12 protein-coding genes are annotated in these 13967 nt (G+C 63.0%); 2 read left to right on the forward strand and 10 right to left on the reverse strand.

What is annotated here, in order from left to right; all coding sequences use genetic code 11:
* Positions 1-43: 43 nt before the first annotated feature.
* From fis to MF4836_RS06415, 10 genes are all read right to left on the reverse strand, one after another.
* Positions 44-364 (reverse strand): DNA-binding transcriptional regulator Fis, encoded by a 321-nt coding sequence (gene fis, locus MF4836_RS06370; protein ID WP_003186237.1) that lies wholly within the window; start codon positions 362-364, stop codon positions 44-46.
* Positions 361-1374: a tRNA dihydrouridine synthase DusB gene (dusB, locus tag MF4836_RS06375; protein WP_020299149.1), complete on the reverse strand. Its 1014-nt coding sequence runs from the start codon at positions 1372-1374 to the stop codon at positions 361-363. Before dusB ends, fis begins: the two co-directional genes overlap by 4 nt.
* A 194-nt stretch (positions 1375-1568) precedes the next feature.
* Positions 1569-2807, reverse strand: a complete 1239-nt coding sequence (locus MF4836_RS06380; protein WP_078469631.1) for a DUF3426 domain-containing protein — start codon at positions 2805-2807, stop codon at positions 1569-1571.
* 30 nt (positions 2808-2837) lie between these two features.
* Positions 2838-3716 carry a 50S ribosomal protein L11 methyltransferase gene (gene prmA, locus MF4836_RS06385; RefSeq protein WP_078469632.1) on the reverse strand — a complete coding sequence of 293 codons (879 nt, stop codon included), beginning with the start codon at positions 3714-3716 and terminating at the stop codon, positions 2838-2840.
* A gap of 201 nt (positions 3717-3917) precedes the next feature.
* Positions 3918-5279 carry an acetyl-CoA carboxylase biotin carboxylase subunit gene (accC, locus tag MF4836_RS06390; protein WP_020299152.1) on the reverse strand — a complete coding sequence of 454 codons (1362 nt, stop codon included), beginning with the start codon at positions 5277-5279 and terminating at the stop codon, positions 3918-3920.
* A gap of 17 nt (positions 5280-5296) precedes the next feature.
* Positions 5297-5755 carry an acetyl-CoA carboxylase biotin carboxyl carrier protein gene (accB, locus tag MF4836_RS06395; protein WP_078469633.1) on the reverse strand — a complete coding sequence of 153 codons (459 nt, stop codon included), beginning with the start codon at positions 5753-5755 and terminating at the stop codon, positions 5297-5299.
* A 24-nt stretch (positions 5756-5779) separates the two neighbouring features.
* Positions 5780-6235: a type II 3-dehydroquinate dehydratase gene (aroQ, locus tag MF4836_RS06400; protein ID WP_020299154.1), complete on the reverse strand. Its 456-nt coding sequence runs from the start codon at positions 6233-6235 to the stop codon at positions 5780-5782.
* Positions 6236-6379: 144 nt separating this feature from the next.
* Positions 6380-8119, reverse strand: a complete 1740-nt coding sequence (locus MF4836_RS06405) for a protein-disulfide reductase DsbD (RefSeq protein ID WP_078469697.1) — start codon at positions 8117-8119, stop codon at positions 6380-6382.
* A 106-nt stretch (positions 8120-8225) separates the two neighbouring features.
* The gene (locus MF4836_RS06410; RefSeq protein ID WP_078469634.1) at positions 8226-10187 is read right to left on the reverse strand and encodes a methyl-accepting chemotaxis protein; all 1962 of its coding nucleotides are present in this window, start codon (positions 10185-10187) and stop codon (positions 8226-8228) included.
* 53 nt (positions 10188-10240) lie between these two features.
* Positions 10241-11905 (reverse strand): response regulator, encoded by a 1665-nt coding sequence (locus MF4836_RS06415; RefSeq protein WP_078469635.1) that lies wholly within the window; start codon positions 11903-11905, stop codon positions 10241-10243.
* Positions 11906-12186: 281 nt separating this feature from the next.
* Between MF4836_RS06415 and MF4836_RS06420 the strand changes: the two genes are divergently transcribed.
* Together MF4836_RS06420 and MF4836_RS06425 are read left to right on the forward strand one after the other, a co-directional pair.
* Positions 12187-13254 carry a DUF2333 family protein gene (locus tag MF4836_RS06420; protein WP_020299158.1) on the forward strand — a complete coding sequence of 356 codons (1068 nt, stop codon included), beginning with the start codon at positions 12187-12189 and terminating at the stop codon, positions 13252-13254.
* A 3-nt stretch (positions 13255-13257) separates the two neighbouring features.
* Positions 13258-13794: an NUDIX hydrolase gene (locus MF4836_RS06425; RefSeq protein ID WP_020299159.1), complete on the forward strand. Its 537-nt coding sequence runs from the start codon at positions 13258-13260 to the stop codon at positions 13792-13794.
* The last annotated feature ends 173 nt before the right edge of the window (positions 13795-13967 follow it).

The raw sequence follows: 13967 nt of genomic DNA on the forward strand, positions 1-13967 counted from the left end.
GCGACCGGTTTTACGCGGGCGCCTTTCTGGTTTGATTGAATGCTTACAGCAAATCGTATTGTTTGAGCTTCTTGCGCAGGGTGCCGCGGTTCAAGCCCAGCAGCTCGCTGGCCTTGGTCTGATTGCCCTTGACGTAGTTCATCACGCTTTCGAGCAACGGGGCCTCGACTTCGGAGAGCACCAGGTTGTACACGTCCGTGACGGCAGCGCCCTCAAGGTGGGCGAAATAATTGTGCAGCGCCTTTTCGACACTCCCGCGAAGGGTCTGGCCTTCTTCGCTCGGCGTATTGAGGTGCTGTTTCAAATTCACGTTGTCGCTCACGGGTGTTGTTCCACTCACTAAAGTCTCGGTCATCATCGTCATGCGGCCACCCCTTCTCCGTCCCCTGTCACCAGGCTCTTGTAACGCTCGGCAAAGAACTCACGAACGTTGGCGCACTGTGCTTCCGTATCTTCCAAACGATTGAAGTGGGCGCGAAACTCCCTGGCGCCCGGCAGGGTTGCGAGATACCAGCCGACATGCTTTCGAGCAATGCGTACGCCCATGACATCTCCATAGAAGGCATGCAGCGCGGCCAGGTGCTCTAGCAGAATACGTTCCACTTCAAACAGCTCCGGTGCCGGAAGAATTTCGCCGGTACGCAGAAAGTGCTCGATTTCACGAAAAATCCATGGCCGCCCCTGGGCGGCCCGGCCGATCAACAGCCCGTCGGCTCCGGTGGCATGCAACACCTGCCGGGCCTTTTCGGGTGAGTCGATATCGCCGTTGGCGAAGACCGGAATCGACACCGCCTGCTTGATCGCGGCAATGGTGTCGTACTCGGCTTCACCGGTGTACAGGTCGGCGCGGGTCCGCCCATGGACCGCCAAAGCCGTAATGCCTGCCTGTTCGGCGATCTTCGCCACCGTCAGGCCGTTCTTGTTCGCCCGGTCCCAGCCGGTGCGGATCTTCAGGGTGACCGGCACATCGACCGCAGCCACCACGGCCTGCAGGATCTCGGTCACCAGCTCTTCATCTTTCAACAGTGCGGAACCGGCGGCCTTGTTGCAGACCTTCTTGGCCGGACAGCCCATGTTGATATCAATAATCTGTGCGCCCAGCTCGACGTTGGCCCGGGCTGCATCCGCCAGCATCTGCGCATCACCGCCGGCGATCTGTACCGAGCGCGGCTCGGGATCACCTTCGTGAATCATGCGCATCCGCGATTTGCGGGTGTTCCACAAACTCATGTCGCTGGTGACCATTTCCGAGACTACAAGCCCTGCGCCCAAACGCTTGCAAAGCTGACGAAAGGGCTGGTCGGTGACACCCGCCATGGGGGCGAGAATCAAGCCGTTGTGCAATGTATATGGGCCGATGCGTACCGCCGACATAGGACTTCCCTGTTGTGGGGCCGGATCATGAGAGTTCGAAAAAGGGTTGGCATGATACCCGCTCTCGATGACTGGTTAAAGGCTGAATTGGATAAAATCTGAACAGTTATTCCTTTATCGCCAGCGGTTTGGTCGGCCGGGGCTATCGGAAAACTGCCGTCAAAAGTGTGCCGCCTGTGCGGCCAGTGACCGGATCACTCGGGAGAGTGGAAGCTCAGACTGTAGTTCACGGCCTTGGGGCCCGGATCAAGAATGTCCAGGGCGATGTGGATTGGCGTCTGCGGTGGCATTTCCGACAGGCCTTCGAGCTCGCCGTTGAGGTACTCGCCGGGTTTGAAGCGTCGACTGGCGATCAGTTGCCCATTGAGGTCGGCGAAGCGCAGTTCCAGCAGGGGGAACGGCTGGGAGAACGGCGCGCGGTTATAGATGATGGCGTCCACCACCAGCGCGCCGCTGAAATCCGGATGGCTGCGGACCACCAGGTTGCTGCTCTTGATTCGGGCGATATCGACCTTGGACGGCACGGTGCAGCCCATTTCCGGGCACAGTTGCTGGAACCAGGGGCGGTACTGGTCCTGGCGCGCCAGTTCGTCGAAGTGATAGGCAATGTACTGCCCGGCCAGGGCCGCGGCGGCCAGCAGGATCAACAGGCTCCACAGCAGGCGCCGGCCCCAGGGCGAGCGACGCTTTTGCCAGTCGAGGTGAATCGGGTCGTCGACCAGGTCCAGCAGCACGTCGTCCTGGACGCCGGGTTCGCTGCGGCCGCGCTTTTGCTTGCCGTTGACGGGCACCTCGACGTCGTCCTCGTCGCGCTCGGCGGCGATCGGCGCGGTTGGATGCGCAGCTGGTTCGAGGTCGTTGTCGTGCTCGATGTGGCGTGTGCCGGGTTCGTCTTCGAGGTCGGCCAGGTTGAATGACAGCGAAGGCTCGGTGCGTCCGGGTTTCTGCGGCTCGGCGGTCGGGGCCGGGTGCTCTTGCGTCTTGCTGGTATCGAGCTCGTCGCGCTCGTCGGCGGTGGCGCTGAACAGGCTGTCGGGCCAGTGTTCGTCTTCGGCGTCCGGTTGATCGCGGCGGGCGCTCAGCGACTCTTCGCGGTGGCCGCGGTCCTGGCCGAAGGCCTTGGCGGGCTGGATTTCCCGTTGTTCGAGCTTGGCCAGTTCCTCATCGAGGTCCAGGTGATCCAGGTCGAGTTCGCTGGCCGACCATTGCTTCTGGCTGATGGCGCGCTGCGGGGGAGGGGCAACGGGCGCCACCGGTGCCGGAGTGGCCGCGGCGTCCCGGTTGGCGCGTTGTTCCAGCAGTTGGCGCGCCGCGTTGAACACCTGCAGGCAAGAGCCGCAGCGCACCACGCCACGGGCCACGCTCAACTGGGCGTGGCTGACGCGGAAGCTGGTCTGGCAATGCGGGCACTGGGTGACAAAACTGTCGGTCATGCGGCCATCCGGATTATGCAGGCGGCCATTCTAGCGCCGACGGCCGCTGATGCGCACCCAGCCATCGCGATTGGCGATGGGGTCCAGGTCGAAGTCCTGGGCATAGGCCGCGGCGACTTCTTCGCCCTGTTCCGCCAGGATCCCCGACAGTGCCAGGCGACCGCCGGGCTTGACCAGGCTCGACAGCTGCGGGGCCAGGGAGACCAGGGGGCCGGCGAGGATATTGGCCACCAGTACATCGGCCTGGACCTGGGGCAGATCCTGCGGCAAGTACAGCGGGAACAGCGCTTCGGCGATATTGTTGCGCCCGGCGTTATCGCGGGAGGCTTCCAGGGCCTGGACGTCGATGTCGGTGCCGACGGCTTCCTTGGCGCCCAGCAGCAGGGCGGCGATGGCCAGGATCCCCGAGCCGCAGCCGAAGTCGAGCACGTTGCAGTCCTTGAGGTCCTGGCCATCCAGCCATTCCAGGCACAGTGCGGTGGTCGGGTGGGTGCCGGTGCCGAACGCCAGGCCCGGGTCCAGCAACAGGTTGACCGCGTCCGGCTCCGGCGCGGCGTGCCAGCTCGGGACGATCCACAGGCGCTGGCCGAAACGCATGGGCTGGAAATTGTCCATCCAGCTACGCTCCCAATCCTGGTCCTCGATCACTTCGCTGTGGTGCTCGGGCAGCGGGCTGCCGGTCAGCAGCTCGAGGTGGGCCAGTACGCTGGCCGGATCGGCGCCGTCTTCGAACAGGGCCAGCAGGTGAGTGTGGGACCACAGCGGGGTGGTGTTGAGTTCCGGTTCGAAGATCGGCTGATCCTCGGCGTCCATGAAGGTGACCGAGACGGCACCGACTTCAAGAAAAGCGTCTTCATAGGTTTCGGCTTGTTCTGGGCTGATGGCGAGACGGACTTGCAGCCAAGGCATGGCGGGCACCTTTGAAAATATGTGTTGTGCAGCCTAGCGGGCCGCGAGAAGCGCGCAAGTTTACGCGAGCCAGGACCGGGTTGCACAGGATATCCCGGTGGCGACGGAGCGTGCCCTTCGCCGCGGCGGCGGAGGTCATGTCTGTGTTTCAGAAACAACAAAGCCGCTCGAAAGCGGCTTTGTCGGTGTGGCGTGTGCCGATCAGTGTTGCTCGGCCAGCTTGTGCTCCAGGTAGTGAATGTTCACTCCCCCTTTGCAGAAGCCTTCGTCACGGGTCAGGTCGCGGTGCAGCGGGATGTTGGTCTTGATCCCGTCGACGACGATTTCGTCCAGCGCATTGCGCATGCGCGCCATGGCTTCGTCACGGGTCGCCCCGTAAGTGATCAGCTTGCCGATCAACGAATCGTAGTTCGGTGGAACCGCATAACCGCTGTACAGGTGCGAATCGACACGTACGCCATTGCCGCCCGGAGCATGGAAATGCTTGACCGTGCCTGGGCTTGGCATGAAGGTTTTCGGGTCTTCGGCGTTGATCCGGCATTCCAGCGCGTGACCGCGGATGACCACGTCATCCTGGGTGAACGACAACTTGTTGCCGGCGGCGATGCTGAGCATCTCCTTGACGATGTCGATGCCGGTGACCATTTCCGATACCGGGTGCTCTACCTGGACACGAGTGTTCATCTCGATGAAGTAGAAGCTGCCGTTCTCGTAGAGGAACTCGAACGTGCCGGCGCCACGGTAGCCGATGTCGATGCACGCCTTGACGCAGCGGGCGAAGACTTCCTGACGCGCTTTCTCGTCGATGCCCGGTGCCGGTGCTTCTTCGAGAACCTTCTGGTGACGACGTTGCAGCGAGCAATCGCGGTCGCCCAGGTGGATGGCGTGGCCCTGGCCATCGGAAAGCACCTGGACTTCCACGTGACGTGGGTTGGTCAGGAATTTTTCCAGATAGACCATCGGGTTACCGAACGCTGCGCCCGCTTCGGAGCGGGTCAGCTTGGCCGAGGAGATCAGGTCTTCTTCTTTGTGCACCACACGCATGCCGCGACCACCACCGCCGCCAGCGGCCTTGATGATCACCGGGTAGCCGACTTCACGGCCGATGCGCAACGCGGTTTCTTCGTCTTCGGGCAGTGGGCCGTCGGAGCCTGGAACGGTCGGTACGCCGGCAGCGATCATGGCGTGCTTGGCCGAAACCTTGTCGCCCATCAGGCGGATGGTTTCAGCTTTCGGGCCGATGAAGGCGAAGCCGGAGTTTTCCACCTGTTCGGCGAAGTCGGCGTTTTCCGCGAGGAAACCGTAGCCTGGGTGAATCGCCGTGGCGCCGGTGACTTCTGCTGCCGCGATGATGGCCGGGATGTGCAGGTAAGACTGTGCAGCTTGCGCCGGACCGATGCAGACGGATTCGTCTGCCAGGCCCAGGTGCATCAGCTCTTTGTCCGCCTTGGAGTAAACGGCGACGGTCTTGATTCCCATTTCCTTGCAAGCGCGCAGGATCCGCAGTGCAATTTCACCGCGGTTGGCAATCAGGACTTTTTCCAACTTCGCAGGGGTCGGCATCAAAGGCACTCCGCGGCTCAAACGATGGTGAACAGCGGTTGGTCGTACTCAACCGGCTGGCCGTCTTCGACGAGGATGGACTCGATCACACCGCTGGTTTCAGCTTCGATGTGGTTCATCATCTTCATGGCTTCAACGATGCACAGGGTGTCGCCTTTCTTCACGCTCTGGCCAACTTCAACGAAGGACGGCGAGGACGGGGAAGACTTGCGATAGAAAGTGCCAACCATTGGCGAACGGGCAACGGTGCCGTTCAGCACTGGGGCTGCGGGTGCGGCTGGCGCAGCAGCGGCGGCCGGAGCAGCGGCTGGAGCGGCAACCGGAGCGGCCATTGGAGCCGGTGCGTAGTATTGCTGGGCTGGAGTCTTGCTGTGGCGGCTGATGCGTACGGACTCTTCGCCTTCCTTGATCTCCAGCTCGTCGATGCCGGACTCTTCCAGCAGTTCGATCAGTTTCTTAACTTTACGGATATCCATGAATCATCAACTCCCAAGGGTCGGTCAGGGGCGTTTAGCTTGTTGTTCAAGCTGCTCTAGTGCGGCCTCCAGGGCCAGTCGGTAACCGCTGGCGCCAAGGCCGCAGATCACTCCCACCGCAACGTCGGAGAAGTAGGAGTGATGGCGGAATGGTTCGCGTTTGTGCACGTTGGACAAATGCACTTCGATGAATGGGATGCTCACCGCCAGCAGCGCGTCACGTAATGCGACGCTTGTATGTGTAAAAGCTGCTGGATTGATCAAAATGAAGTCCACGCCTTCGCCACGGGCAGCATGGATCCGATCGATCAATTCATACTCGGCGTTGCTTTGCAGGTAGAGCAAATGGTGCCCGGCATCACGGGCCCGCTGTTCCAGGTCTTGATTGATCTGGGCCAGGGTCACTGCACCGTAGACGCCCGGTTCACGGGTGCCGAGCAGGTTCAGGTTGGGTCCGTGCAGAACCAGTAGGGTCGCCATCTGCTGTTCCTTGTTATCGCGCCGTTATTAGAGTGAGCAGTGCCCAGAACTGCGCGACTATGCCGCAAAGCGTTTATGACTGTCCAGTTCTCTGCAATAGCCAGCACGATGACCGATGTTTGCGCAAAATATGTGACTGGGTGTTTAAATCCGGTCATTCGCTTTGGCTACACGTTCGGCGAAGTCCGCCGCGTTGATTTCACCAATCACCCTGACTTCTGCACGTTCGGCGCCATCTTTGCCAAAAAACAGCAAGGCCGGTGGCCCGAACAATTGGTAGCGATCGAGCAGGGCGCGTTGCTCGGCATTGCTGGCGGTCATGTCGAAGCGGATCAGGCGATAGCCCTTGAGCCGGTCGACCACCTGGCTGTCGTTCAGCACCTGGTGCTCGATGACTTTGCAGCTGATGCACCAGTCAGCGTACCAGTCGAGCAGCAGCGGCTGGCGCGCTGTTTTGGCCTCGGCCAGTGCCTGCTCCAGCGCGGCCGGCGTATCGATGGTTTGCCAGGCGCCGTTCGACGCCTGGGTCGCCACCGCAGGCGTGCTGCCGGGAAGAGGGCGCAGCGGGTCGGTTTGACCGCTGAGCGCGCCATACCAGCAGGCCAGTGCATAAAACAGCAGGAACAGACCCAGCAATTGCGCCAGGCGCTGGCGGGGCGCCTTGTAGATAAACTCCAGCGCGCCGAGGAACAGCCCGACGCCCGCCGCCAGCGCGCCCACCAGCAGCAAGGTGATCTGCCCCGGCAATACCCGGCTCAGCAGGCCGATGGCCAGGCCCAGCAGGAGCACGCCAATCGCGTTTTTCACGTAGATCAGCCATGAGCCGCTTTTCGGCAGCCAGGCCGCGCCACCCGTGGCCACCACTACCAGCGGCAGGCCCATGCCCAGGCCCAGGGCGAACAGTTTCAAGGCCCCGCCCAGGGCATCGCCGCTGCCGCTTATATACAGCAGGGCGCCGGCCAGTGGCGCGGATACGCAGGGCGATACCAGCAGGCTGGAAACCACTCCCAGAACCGCTGCGCCCCACAGCGACCCGCCTTGGGTACGCCCGGCAATGTGTTCCAGTCGGTTGCTGATAAAGCGCGGCAGCTTGAGTTCGAACACGTCGAACATCGCCAGGGCGAACAGCGCGAAGAACAGCGCGAAAGGCCCCAGCACCCAGGCCGATTGCAGGCGCGCCTGCAAGTTCAGTTGTGCGCCGAACATCCCCATCAGAGCACCGAGCAGGGCAAAGCAGGCGGCCATCGGCAGCACGTAGGCCACCGAGAGGGTGAAACCGCGCCAGCCACCCACCTGGCCACGCAACACCACCCCGGACAGAATCGGCAGCATCGGCAGGACACAGGGGGTAAAGGTCAGCCCGATGCCGGCGAGCAGGAACACCGTCAGTTCGCGCCAGCTCCAGTGTGTTGCAGGGCTGCCCGTCGGGTCGATCTGCAGGCGTTCGGTTTCCGGTGGATAACACAGGCCCTTGTCGGCGCAGCCCTGGTAGGTGACGGCCAGGGTAAAGGCCCGTGGGTCGTTGGCCGTGCGTGGCAGCTCGACGTCGAGAATGCCGTGATAGACCTCGACATCGCCGAAGTACTCATCGTGTTTCTGCTCGCCTGCGGGCAACTGCGCCGCGCCGAGGCCGATATCGGCCGGCTCGCTGCGGAACTGAAAGCGGTGGCGGTAGAGGTAATAACCTTCGGTGGCGACGAAGCGCAGCTTGATCGACTCGGGCGTGCTCTGCACCAGGCTCAATTGGAAGGCTTGGCGCACCGGCAGGAAGTCGGCGCTGTTATTGACCGCGCCCAGGGTCGAGCTGGGGCGTGAATCCAGAAGCCCGGCGGCGGTTGCCGGCAGGGCGAGCATTAGCAGCATCAGGCAGAGCAGGCGGCGCATGGCGATCTCGCGAATCGAAAGTGTGCGCATGATAACGGACGCCGGCCTTCATGGCCGCTGTGGCGTGCCTGTAGCCGCAGCCGGGCGGTAGCGGCTACGGGGTGGGTCACACGCGAAAGGCCTGCACGGCGGTGTGCAACTGACCGCCCAGGGTCAGCAGGGTGGCGCCTTGTTCGCGGCCTTCGCCGATGCGCAGCAGGTTGTCGCCGCCCAGTTGGTGGATGCGTTCGCTGTGATCGCGGATCTCGCTGACGGCGCCGCTTTGCTGGGCAGTGACGTCGGCGATGCGCACGGCGGTATCGGAGATGGTCTGGATCGCGCCGACGATCTTGTCCAGCGCGCCATCGGCGGCCTGGGCCTGATTGGCCGTGGCTTCGGCGTGTTCGACCTGGGCGCGCATGCCTTCCACCGATTGCCGGGCGGCGGTCTGCAGGCCGGCGATCAGGGTCTGGATCTCGGCGGTGGCGCCGGCGGTACGTTGCGCCAGGGAGCGCACTTCCTCGGCCACCACGGCAAAACCACGGCCCATTTCCCCGGCCCGAGCCGCTTCGATGGCCGCGTTAAGGGCCAGCAGGTTGGTCTGGTCGGCGATCGAGCGGATCACCGTCAGTACGCCGCCGATGGTCGCCGACTCTTCAGCCAGGTGCTCGATCATCTGTGCGTTGCCTTGCACTTCATCCACCAGTGCGTGGAGCCCGGTCAGGCTCAGGCCAATCACTTTCTGCCCGTGCTCCACGGCGAGCCCGGCGCTGCGGCTGGCGTCGGCGGCCTGGCTGGCATCGCCGGCTACTTGCTGAATGGTGGCTTCCAGTTCGCCCAGGGCATCGCGGATCTGCGCGGTATCACCCGCCTGGCGTTGCGCGCCGCTGTGCAAGCCGCTGCTCAACTCGGCCAGGGCTCGGCTGCTGCCGGCGACCTGCTCGGCGTTCTGGCGAATGGTGCCCACCAGGTCCACCAGATAGGCCCGCAGGCGATTCAATGACTCCTCGATCGCATGCAACTCGCGGTTGGTCTTGCCCAGGTGGATGCCCTGGCTGAAGTCGCCCTCGGCCCAGGTCGACAGCGCCGGGGCCAGGTTGGTCAGGACCCGCGCCAGCTTGCGTTGCAGGGTGTCGATCACCAATGCGATCAATAGGATCAGGCCGATCATCAGGCCTTGCATCAGCCGCACTTCGCCCTGGATCTGCCCGTGCTGGGCGCGCACCGCCGGCTCCAGCCCGGCGATGGCCTGTTGCACGGTGGCGATTTTCAGGTGGGTGGCGGCGCTGAGGTCGGCGCGTTTCTGGATCTGTTCGCGGGTGCGGTTCAACTCGGCCGGGTAGCGGGTGAGCAGGCTGTTGAGTTCCCGCTTGAGGCCGACGCCGGTGTCTTCGGCGACGGCTTTCACGCTGTTGTCCAGGCCCATCAGGGCGGCGAAGTCATCGGTGTTGGATTCACTGCTGCTGGTCACTCCGAGCAACGGCAGGGCCTCCAGGCGCTCGGCCTGGCTGCGGATGTTGTTCACCTCGCGCTCGACATCGGCGGCCAGCTCGCTGCGTCCGCTGCTCACCAGTTTGTCCCGGGCCAGGGACAGCTTGCCCAGGTGCTGCGCGGCGCTCAGCAGCAGCGGCAGGTAGGCACGGGCGTTGGCGCTGTCGGTGCTGCTGGCGTATTGGCTGAGCTGTTCAAGGTTGGCCCCCAGCTCGCGTTCGGCCTGCAGCAACAGGGCCTGCGGGTCGCCGGCCAGCTTGCCAGCGGCCAGCAGATCACTCTTGCTGAACTGGTCGAGGCTGGCCAGGCTCGGGCGCAGGCTTTGCGCCAGCTCCGGGGGCAATTGGCCAAGCTCGTTCTGCAGGGTTTCGATGGCCTGGCTGGCGCTGCTCAGGCGCAGGGCGTCGCCGCTGGCCAGGTAGTCCTCGATATTGCGCGCCACGTCGCTCTGGAACTGCTGGGACAGGCCCAGGTAATGCTCCATCAGCAGATAGGGGCGCTCCAGGGCCCGCTGCGACCACCACAGGGTCGCGCCCAGGGCCAGGCACACGGCAACGAGTAACAGGGTATTGAGATTGGTCAGCAGCTTCAGGCGCATCGGGGCTCTACCAACGACTTGAATGGTAAGCGCCTGAATTTATTGCGTTTGTGTTACAGGGTTATGACCGAATCGGCCGATTCGGTGGAAAAGATAGCACTTTGATGTCGCGCTGCCTGGACCCGGTTGCGGCCGCTGTTCTTGGCGCGGTAGAGCGCTTCATCGGCCTGGCTGGCCATCATCAGGCTGTCGGAATCTTCGCGCAGTTCCACCACCCCGGCGCTGAAGGTGCACCACAGGTCCTGGGGCTGTGCGGGGTAGTGGATTTCGGCGAAGCGCTGGCGGATTTCGTCCAGCACCTTGCAGGCCGATTCGACGTCGGTGTCGGGCATGACGATGGCGAATTCTTCACCGCCGTAACGGCCGATAAAGTCGGTCTTGCGCAGGCGTTGCTTGAGAAACAGCGCCAGGCTCTTGATCACCCGGTCGCCCATGGGGTGGCCGTGGCTGTCATTGACCCGCTTGAAGTGGTCGATATCGAGCATGGCAAAGCTCAGCGGCTTGCTTTCGCGGCGGGCGCGGAAGCTGCAGTCTTCGAGCAGTTGCAGGATATGGGTGTGGTTGTACAGCCCGGTCAGGCTGTCGCGGACCATCCGCGCCTTGAGGTTGCGCGCCCGTGCCGCGCGGTTGCGCACGGTGGTGATCAGGTGGCGCGGCTTGATCGGCTTGGTCAGGAAGTCGTCGCCGCCTTCGCTCATGGCGTCGAGTTGCTTGTCCAGGTCGTCTTCGGCCGACAGGTAGATGATCGGCACGCTGACATAACGGTCGTTATGGCGGATCACCTTGGCCAACTCGGTGCCGGTGCAGGCCGGCATGTACATGTCGAGGATGATCAGGTCCGGCTGGAAATCCGCCAGCTCGGCCATGGCCTGGATCGGTTCGATCAGGGTGCGGGTGACAATCCCGGCGCTGTTGAGCAGGCGCTCGGTGTGCATGGCCTGGGCCCGCGAGTCGTCGATGATCAGCACCTTATAGGGCTCGTACTGGGCGACGCAGGTCAGGACTTCGATTTTCTCCAGCAGGCTCGAGGCTTCCAGGGTTCCGGTGAGAAACTCCTGGCCACCGGCACGCACCGCCGCGAGGCGGGTCGGGGTGTCGGTTTCGTGGAGGCTGAAAAACAGCAGCGGCAGTTTGTGTTCCAGGCCTTCCTGGGCTTCGGCCGCCAGTTTCAGGCCTTGGCCGGCGCCGCTGAAGTCGACGTCGATGACGATCGCCGCCGGCAGGCGCTCGACCATGGAGGCGCGAAACGCATCGACGCTGTCCAGGGACTGGGCACTGAGACCGAAGAACTCCAACTGCTTGGCCAGGCGTTCGGCGCGATCGTGGTCTTGCAGCATCACGTAGATCGGCTTGCGCAGGGGCGGCAGGAAGGTTTGTTCCAGTTGGTCGCCGTGGCGCAGGCCGGTGCGCGACAGGCGTTGCATCAAGCGGTTGAGGTCAGTGATCAGGCCACTGCTCAGGCGTCCGCGATTGGCATCCACGGCGCTCAGCGAATCGCTGATGCTGCGGGCCAATTGGCTGTGTTCGGGTTGTTCGAAACGTTCGGCGAAACGCAGCAGGCGCAGGTTGGCCTCACTGAGTTCGGACATGTCGGCGGTGGACCATTCGCTGCGTTGCAGGCGTTGCCATATCTCAAGAATCTGACGTGCCTGATGAATTACCCGCTGGGCAAAGTGGTGCTTGAGGCGCTCACGGCTGGGGTCTTCTGGCTCGGTCATATCCTGACTACTAGTTAGGCTGCATGCTGAGGTCGACTGGTGGCTCTATGCTAGCACCTCTTTTCAATCCTATGAGTGTCGTACGTCAATAATCTGCAATGCGACCTGATTCATTTCGCGACCGACTGGTCGCATAGGCTGTGGGCTGTGCTTCATTTATAGTGGCGCGTCGATCTGCGGCGGTGCTCCGGGTCACGGGCGATTAATCCGCTCGGTGCCCGGCACGATGGAGTAGGGTTGTGGTCGAACCGATGAACTCAAGTGATTGAAAGGATATAGCCATGCTGGACTGGAAGAATCGCGCAGGCAGCGCGCCGGATCGTGCTGCCGAACCCAAGTCGGCGACACGCAGCTATTTCGGTGGCCTGCTGTTCAGCCGCGCCCTGGCCACCCTGGTGGGGCTCTACCTGCTGGTGACCATTGCCCTGGGCTGGTATTGGAGCCAGGAGCCGGCTCTGTTTCCGGTGCAGCAGAATGCCCAGATCGCCGCCGAGAAAGAAGGCAAGCAGATGGTCATCGGCTATACCACGGTGGAAACCCTGAAGACCGTGGCCGGCACCCTGCTGGACAAACCGGGTGGCTATATTTCCAACGACCGTTTTCCGCCGGGCCTGTGGATGGACAACATGCCGAGCTGGGAGTACGGCGTGCTGGTCCAGGTCCGCGACCTGACTCGCGCCCTGCGCAAGGATTTCGCCCGCTCGCAGTCGCAGTCCGCTGAAGATGCCGACCTGGCCAAGGCCGAGCCGCGCTTCAACTTCGACAACAAGAGCTGGGTGCTGCCGTCCAGCGAATCGGAATATCAGGATGGCATCAATTCCCTGAGCCGCTACCAGGCTCGGTTGTCCGATCCGAACCAGAAGGGCGCGCTGTTCTATGCCCGCGCCGACAACCTCAACAACTGGCTGGGCGACGTCGGCACCCGCCTGGGTTCGCTGTCCCAGCGTCTGTCGGCCAGCGTTGGCCGGGTCAAGCTCAATACGTCGCTGAAAACCGAAGCGCCGGCCGTGGGCCAGGTGCCGCAGGTCGATGAAGAAGTGGTCGAGACCCCGTGGATGCAGATCGACAACGTGTTCTACGAAGCCCGTGGCCAGGCTTGGGCGCTGTCGCACCTGCTGCGCGCCATTGAAGTCGATTTCGCCGACGTGCTGGCGAAGAAGAACGCCACCGTCAGCGTGCGTCAGATCATTCGTGAACTGGAGGCTTCGCAGGAGCCCGTATGGAGCCCGATGATCCTCAACGGCAGCGGTTTCGGGGTATTGGCCAACCACTCGCTGGTCATGGCCAACTATATTTCCCGCGCCAACGCCGCAGTCATCGATCTGCGTCAACTGCTGAACCAGGGCTGATTCATGTCCGCCTCCCACGACGAGGCCGCGCACCGTGCGGCCTCGGATGCAGAACATATCGCCTGGGTCGACGGTGAAGACCAATTGCTCGGGGCCATGGTCCGCTCGCAGTTGCGCGAGCGCGGGCTGATCGGCCGTGGCACCTATATCCTGCTGTTCAACTCTGCCGGTGAGCTGTGCGTGCACCGCCGTACCCTGAGCAAGGCCATCTACCCGGGATACTGGGACGTGGCGGCAGGGGGCATGGTGCTCGCCACCGAAACCTACGCCGAGTCGGCGGCCCGTGAACTGGAAGAAGAGCTGGGGGTGGGCGGCGTCGAGCTGACCGCCCATGACCACTTTTACTTCGAGGACACCGGCAACCGCCTCTGGTGCTCGGCGTTCTCCGCGGTGTGGGACGGTCCCCTGCGCCTGCAGCCCGAAGAGGTGCTGGAAGCGCGGTTTCTGCCGATCGATGTGGTGCTGCAGGAAATCCAGGAAAAGCCCTATTGCCCGGACTCTCTGGCGGCCCTGCAACGCTATCTGGCCCGACGTCGTTAAAGTTGCATAAATTGACGCTGATTGGCTCTTAGCAACGGGGCTTTTTGCCGTTACACTGCGCGACTTTTCAAGCTGAACCGGCGGTGCTTTTATCGGCGCCCCGGTCCAGTAGCGCTGCCCCTGCCTGAGTGGGGCTTCGCGGTCGATGGCACGGCCTTGTGCTTCGACCAGTC

The organism is Pseudomonas sp. MF4836 (genome assembly GCF_002018875.1).
Lineage (GTDB): Bacteria > Pseudomonadota > Gammaproteobacteria > Pseudomonadales > Pseudomonadaceae > Aquipseudomonas.

What these genes read in the sequence shown, in the direction of transcription:
- fis (WP_003186237.1), bottom strand. Translation starts at nt 364, where the DNA reads ATGACGATGATGACCGAGACTTTAGTGAGTGGAACAACACCCGTGAGC.
- dusB (WP_020299149.1), bottom strand. Translation starts at nt 1,374, where the DNA reads ATGTCGGCGGTACGCATCGGCCCATATACATTGCACAACGGCTTGATT.
- MF4836_RS06380 (WP_078469631.1), bottom strand. Translation starts at nt 2,807, where the DNA reads ATGACCGACAGTTTTGTCACCCAGTGCCCGCATTGCCAGACCAGCTTC.
- prmA (WP_078469632.1), bottom strand. Translation starts at nt 3,716, where the DNA reads ATGCCTTGGCTGCAAGTCCGTCTCGCCATCAGCCCAGAACAAGCCGAA.
- accC (WP_020299152.1), bottom strand. Translation starts at nt 5,279, where the DNA reads ATGCCGACCCCTGCGAAGTTGGAAAAAGTCCTGATTGCCAACCGCGGT.
- accB (WP_078469633.1), bottom strand. Translation starts at nt 5,755, where the DNA reads ATGGATATCCGTAAAGTTAAGAAACTGATCGAACTGCTGGAAGAGTCC.
- aroQ (WP_020299154.1), bottom strand. Translation starts at nt 6,235, where the DNA reads ATGGCGACCCTACTGGTTCTGCACGGACCCAACCTGAACCTGCTCGGC.
- MF4836_RS06405 (WP_078469697.1), bottom strand. Translation starts at nt 8,119, where the DNA reads ATGCGCCGCCTGCTCTGCCTGATGCTGCTAATGCTCGCCCTGCCGGCA.
- MF4836_RS06410 (WP_078469634.1), bottom strand. Translation starts at nt 10,187, where the DNA reads ATGCGCCTGAAGCTGCTGACCAATCTCAATACCCTGTTACTCGTTGCC.
- MF4836_RS06415 (WP_078469635.1), bottom strand. Translation starts at nt 11,905, where the DNA reads ATGACCGAGCCAGAAGACCCCAGCCGTGAGCGCCTCAAGCACCACTTT.
- MF4836_RS06420 (WP_020299158.1), top strand. Translation starts at nt 12,187, where the DNA reads ATGCTGGACTGGAAGAATCGCGCAGGCAGCGCGCCGGATCGTGCTGCC.
- MF4836_RS06425 (WP_020299159.1), top strand. Translation starts at nt 13,258, where the DNA reads ATGTCCGCCTCCCACGACGAGGCCGCGCACCGTGCGGCCTCGGATGCA.